The sequence below is a fragment of the Mesorhizobium sp. M7A.F.Ca.CA.002.09.1.1 genome, from assembly GCF_003998555.1.
Lineage (GTDB): Bacteria > Pseudomonadota > Alphaproteobacteria > Rhizobiales > Rhizobiaceae > Mesorhizobium > Mesorhizobium ciceri.
The window spans coordinates 1-4,929 of record NZ_RZRR01000395.1 but is presented as its reverse complement, the minus strand read 5'-3'; the positions used below and the strand labels follow the sequence as shown (position 1 = coordinate 4,929).

General features: G+C 62.8%; 3 protein-coding genes and 2 pseudogenes. 4 read left to right on the top strand and 1 reads right to left on the bottom strand.

Going from position 1 to position 4,929, the window contains the following annotated elements:
* Both EN994_RS17825 and xylB read left to right on the top strand, forming a co-directional pair.
* Positions 1-670 (top strand): annotated as a pseudogene (locus tag EN994_RS17825) (tetratricopeptide repeat protein); the annotation flags it as partial.
* A gap of 82 nt (positions 671-752) precedes the next feature.
* Positions 753-2,207, top strand: coding sequence for a xylulokinase (gene xylB, locus EN994_RS17820; RefSeq protein ID WP_063169802.1), 1,455 nt, complete (start codon positions 753-755; stop codon positions 2,205-2,207).
* A 32-nt stretch (positions 2,208-2,239) separates the two neighbouring features.
* Here xylB and EN994_RS17815 read toward each other — a convergent pair whose 3' ends face one another.
* Positions 2,240-2,602, bottom strand: a complete 363-nt coding sequence (locus EN994_RS17815; protein WP_063169801.1) for a nuclear transport factor 2 family protein — start codon at positions 2,600-2,602, stop codon at positions 2,240-2,242.
* 112 nt (positions 2,603-2,714) lie between these two features.
* Here EN994_RS17815 and xylA point away from each other — a divergent pair.
* Both xylA and EN994_RS17805 read left to right on the top strand, forming a co-directional pair.
* Positions 2,715-4,039, top strand: a pseudogene (gene xylA / locus EN994_RS17810) (xylose isomerase).
* A 236-nt stretch (positions 4,040-4,275) separates the two neighbouring features.
* The gene (locus EN994_RS17805; protein WP_063169800.1) at positions 4,276-4,752 is read left to right on the top strand and encodes an N-acetyltransferase; all 477 of its coding nucleotides are present in this window, start codon (positions 4,276-4,278) and stop codon (positions 4,750-4,752) included.
* The last annotated feature ends 177 nt before the right edge of the window (positions 4,753-4,929 follow it).

Below are 4,929 nucleotides of genomic sequence, written 5' to 3'. Positions count from 1 at the left end.
CGCCAATCCGGAAGCGTGGACACGGGAGAGCTTCCTGCAGGTCCACAATTGGTGGCACCTGGCGCTGTTCCACTATGATCTCGGCGAGACCGACGCGGTGCTGGCCCTCTATGACGGCCCTATCTACAGCGTGCAATCGACGATGGCGCTCAACATGGTCGATGCCTCGGCAATCCTGTGGCGGCTCCACCTCGGCGGCGTCGATGTCGGCGACCGCTGGGCGGCACTCGCCGCCAACTGGGGCAAGGCGGGAGCGGGTCTTTATGCCTTCAACGACGCCCACGCGATGATGGCCTTCGTGGGTGCCGGGTTAGATGCGCCGGCCCTCGCCTTGCTCGAGGCTCAGCGCGAGGCCATGCGTGGCAGCGACGACAATGCGGCTTTCACGCGGGATGTCGGCCATCCGCTGACGCTCGCCATCAAGGCATTCGGTGAGGGCAGCTACGCCGAGACCGCGCGCCTGATCCGGCCGATCCGCGCGATCGCACATCGTTTCGGTGGCAGCCACGCCCAGCGCGACGTCATCGACCTGACGCTGATCGAGGCGGCCTTGCGCGCCGGTGAGGGTGCGCTGGCCAAGGCGCTCACGGCGGAGCGTTCGATGGCGCGGCCCGACAGTCCGCTGTCAGCGCTGTTTGTGCGACGCGCCGCCGATTTGTCGGAGAATTGACCCGAAGCGGATCTTGTTTTAAAAACTGGCCAAGCCAGATTTTTTCGAGACCCGAAAAAATTAACTGGCGTGGGAGGAAGACATGTATCTGGGCCTCGATCTCGGGACGTCGGGCGTCAAGGCGCTGCTGATCGATGCCGGGCAAACCGTCATCGGTTCCGGCCATGGTTCGCTTGATGTTTCACGGCCGCACCCCGGCTGGTCGGAACAGAATCCCGAGCACTGGATCCGGGCCTGCGAAGACGCAATCGCCGAGCTCAAATCCTCCCATCCGCATGAACTCGCGGCAGTCAAGGGCATTGGCCTGTCCGGCCAGATGCATGGCGCCACGCTGCTTGACGCCGCCGACAAGGTGCTGCGCCCCTGCATCCTGTGGAACGACACGCGCAGCCATGCCGAGGCCGCCGTCCTCGATGCCGATCCGCGTTTCCGCGCCCTGACCGGCAACATCGTCTTTCCCGGTTTCACCGCGCCGAAACTGGCCTGGGTGAAGAAAAACGAGCCCGCTGTCTTCGCCAAGGTCGCAAAAGTGCTGCTGCCCAAGGATTTCCTGCGGCTCTGGCTTTCGGGCGAGCACATTTCGGAAATGTCGGATTCTGCCGGCACGTCCTGGCTCGATGTCGGCAAGCGGCGCTGGAGTGCGGATTTGCTCGCGGCGACATCGCTCGATGAAAAGCAGATGCCGTCGCTGGTCGAGGGTACGCAGAAGGCAGGCGCATTGCGCAGCGAATTGGCATCGAAGTGGGGCGTCCAGGCCGGCATTCCGATCGCCGGTGGCGCCGGCGACAACGCGGCCTCGGCCTGCGGCATGGGCACGGTTGGCGCCGGCCACGCTTTTGTTTCGCTCGGCACGTCGGGTGTGCTGTTTGCCGCCAACGCTTCCTACCTGCCCAACCCGGCTAGCGCGGTTCACACCTTCTGCCACGCGCTTCCGAACACCTGGCACCAGATGGGGGTCATCCTGTCGGCAACCGATTCGCTCAACTGGCTGTCGGAAATCACCGGGAAGAGCGCCGGCGAGTTGACCACTGAGCTCGGCGACACATTGAAGGCGCCGAGCGGCGTGTCCTTCCTGCCATACCTCTCGGGTGAGCGCACGCCCTACAATGATTCCGCCATTCGCGGCGCGTTCACCGGACTGGCGCATCAATCGAGCCGTGCCGTGCTGACCCAGGCCGTGCTGGAGGGTGTAGCCTTTGCCTTTCGCGACAGCCTCGAAGCGCTGGCCACGGCCGGCACAGCCTTGACGCGGGTGACGGCGATCGGCGGCGGTTCGCGCTCACGCTACTGGTTGAAGGCGATTGCCACCGCGCTTCAACTGCCTGTCGACATTCCTGCCGACGGCGACTTCGGCGCCGCCTTTGGTGCCGCGCGGCTCGGCCTGATCGCGGCGACGGGTGCCGATCCGCTCGAAATCTGTACGGCCCCGAGGACGGACGCAACTATCGAACCGGATGCGGCGCTCGGCGGCGCCTATGCCGATGCCTATCAGCGCTACCGGGCGCTTTATCCGGCAATCAGGGTCGCCACGGCGTGAGCGATCTTTCGCCCACGCCGCGGCTGTCCGGCTCACTGCGCCGGCACCTTGTCGAGAAAACCGGTGACGCTCTTGAGGCGGCCGTTCTCGATGATTCCGATGTCGGTACCTTCGATCACCGAAGGCGTCCCCTCAGGTCCGAGATTCCACGAGAAGCGGATCTTGTCGGCAAAACCGTCCGGCGTACCCTTCAGCGAGAACCGGAAACCGGCAAAGCGCTGCTGCACGCCGTCGATCAGAGCCGCGACGCCTTCATGGCCATCACCCTGCATGAGCGGATCGCGGTAGCTGACGTCTTCCGTGAAGGTCGCCTTGAGCAATTCGGCCCGGCGGCCGGCATCGCTTTCGTTCCAGGCGGTGATGTAGTTTTCAGCGATCTTGGTGAGGTCGGTCATGGTCTGTCTCCTTCGTTTGGTGGCTTTGACATGACCCTTTTCAACCAGCGCCGGCGTGAAACCAATTACGCCTGAGGTAATGGCGTCAGAACTTTGTGAGAGGACAGAAATCATGAGCAGTGGATTTTTCGGCGACATCCAGAAGATCAAATATGAAGGGCCGGATTCGACCAATCCGCTGGCCTATAGGTTCTACAATCCCGATGAGGTCGTCGCCGGCAAGCGGCTGGAAGATCATCTGCGCTTCGCCGTTGCCTACTGGCACTCCTTTGCCTGGCCGGGTGGCGATCCGTTCGGCGGCCAGACTTTCGACCGGCCGTGGTTTCCCAAGGCCGGCGGCGTCGACACGATGGAGCTGGCAAAACTGAAAGCAGACGTCGCCTTCGAGATGTTCTCGTTGCTCGGCGCGCCCTACTTCTGCTTCCACGACGCCGATGTACGGCCGGAAGGCAAGGATTTTTCCGAGAGTGCGGCGCGCCTCGATGAGATCGCCGACTACTTCGCGGGCAAGATGAAGCAGACCGGCGTCAAGCTGCTTTGGGGCACCGCCAATCTGTTCTCCAACCGCCGCTTCATGTCGGGCGCGGCCACCAATCCCGATCCGGATGTCTTTGCCTATGCGGCGGCGACGGTAAAAAGCTGTATCGACGTCACCAAGCGGTTGAAGGGCGAAAACTACGTGCTGTGGGGCGGGCGCGAAGGCTATGAGACCCTGCTCAACACCGACCTTGCGCGCGAGCAGGAACAGGCCGGCCGTTCCTCAGCATGGTCGTCGACTACAAGCACAAGATCGGCTTCAAGGGCACGATCCTGATCGAGCCGAAGCCGCAGGAGCCAACCAAGCATCAGTACGATTACGATGTCGCCACGGTCTACGGCTTCCTCAAGCGCTTCGGGCTGGAGAAGGAGGTCAAGGTCAATATCGAGCAGGGCCACGCCATCCTGGCCGGCCATTCCTTCGAGCACGAACTGGCTCTGGCCAATGCGCTCGGCATTTTCGGTTCGATCGATATGAACCGCAACGACTACCAGTCGGGCTGGGACACCGACCAGTTCCCCAACAACGTGCCGGAAATGGCACTGGCCTACTACCAAGTCCTGCAGGCTGGCGGCTTCAAGACCGGCGGCACCAATTTCGACGCCAAGCTGCGCCGCCAGTCGCTCGATCCGCAGGACCTGCTGATCGGCCATATCGGCGGCATGGACTCTTGCGCTCGCGGCCTGAAAGCCGCGGCGCGCATGGTCGAGGACAAGGCACTGTCGGCGCCGCTGGCCGAACGCTATGCCGGCTGGAACACGGCCGAGGGCAAGGCGATGCTTGCCGGCAAGCGCACGCTTGAGGATATCGCCGAGCGTGTCGTCAAGAAGAAGATCGAGCCGCAGCCGAGGTCCGGCCGCCAGGAACTGCTGGAAAACATCGTCAACCGCTACGTGTAGGGCGAGCGCCGCTTCATCTTTGGACCGACATCCGGCGCCACTGGCTGAAAGCCGCCGCCATCGCCATCTGCTAGTCAGCCCACTTCGCGACAAGCTGCCGAGGATCGCACAGATCTTCGGCAGCCTGCGTGGGACCAGGACGCTACACGTGTCACCGAAAGAGGGCCCGTGCGGCGGCATGTCGTCGTCCCAAACCGCTGTGCACTTTGGGCGACATGCATTGGCAGGAGACGGAAATGGCAGAGGATCGAATCATCGTGCGCCCTGCGCAGGCGAGCGATATTCCGGCGCTGAAGCAGGTGCTGCAGGAAACCTTCGAAGGCACCTGGCTGCCGAACATCACCGAAGCAGCCGCGCAACGCTATGTCGAGACGGATATTGGCGGGCGCTATGTCGACCAGAGCTGGCCTGAATTCGCCATTGCCGAGATCGATGGCGAGGTCGCCGGCTTGATCCATTGGCGCGCGGATTTCATCGAGGCCCTGCACGTGATGGCATCCCGTCAAGGCCAAGGTGTCGGCCGCAAGCTGCTTTCCCATGCCGAACAGGCGGTCAGTGCGGCCGGATTGGCGCAGGCGCGGCTGGAGACCGACACGTTCAACCTGCCCGCACAAGCACTCTACAAAGCGGTCGGCTATATCGAGAAAAGCCGCTATCCCGATGACGAATGGGACAGTGGCTTCACCACGGTGCTGTTCGAAAAGCGGCTTTGAGCAATTCCAGGAAAAGTGGGTACCGGTTTCCCCGGGAAAAGCGTACAGCGCTTTGCCTTGGGAATTGCGCAATCCAACAATAGATTTCTCGTTGACCTGACCTGCCTGGGCGCAGGAACAGCTTTGCGCATGGCCCGGTCCAGCGACATGGTTTTGCCCTTCGACGCCCTTCAATGA

What these genes read in the sequence shown, in the direction of transcription:
- EN994_RS17815 (WP_063169801.1), bottom strand. Translation starts at nt 2,602, where the DNA reads ATGACCGACCTCACCAAGATCGCTGAAAACTACATCACCGCCTGGAAC.
- xylB (WP_063169802.1), top strand. Translation starts at nt 753, where the DNA reads ATGTATCTGGGCCTCGATCTCGGGACGTCGGGCGTCAAGGCGCTGCTG.
- EN994_RS17805 (WP_063169800.1), top strand. Translation starts at nt 4,276, where the DNA reads ATGGCAGAGGATCGAATCATCGTGCGCCCTGCGCAGGCGAGCGATATT.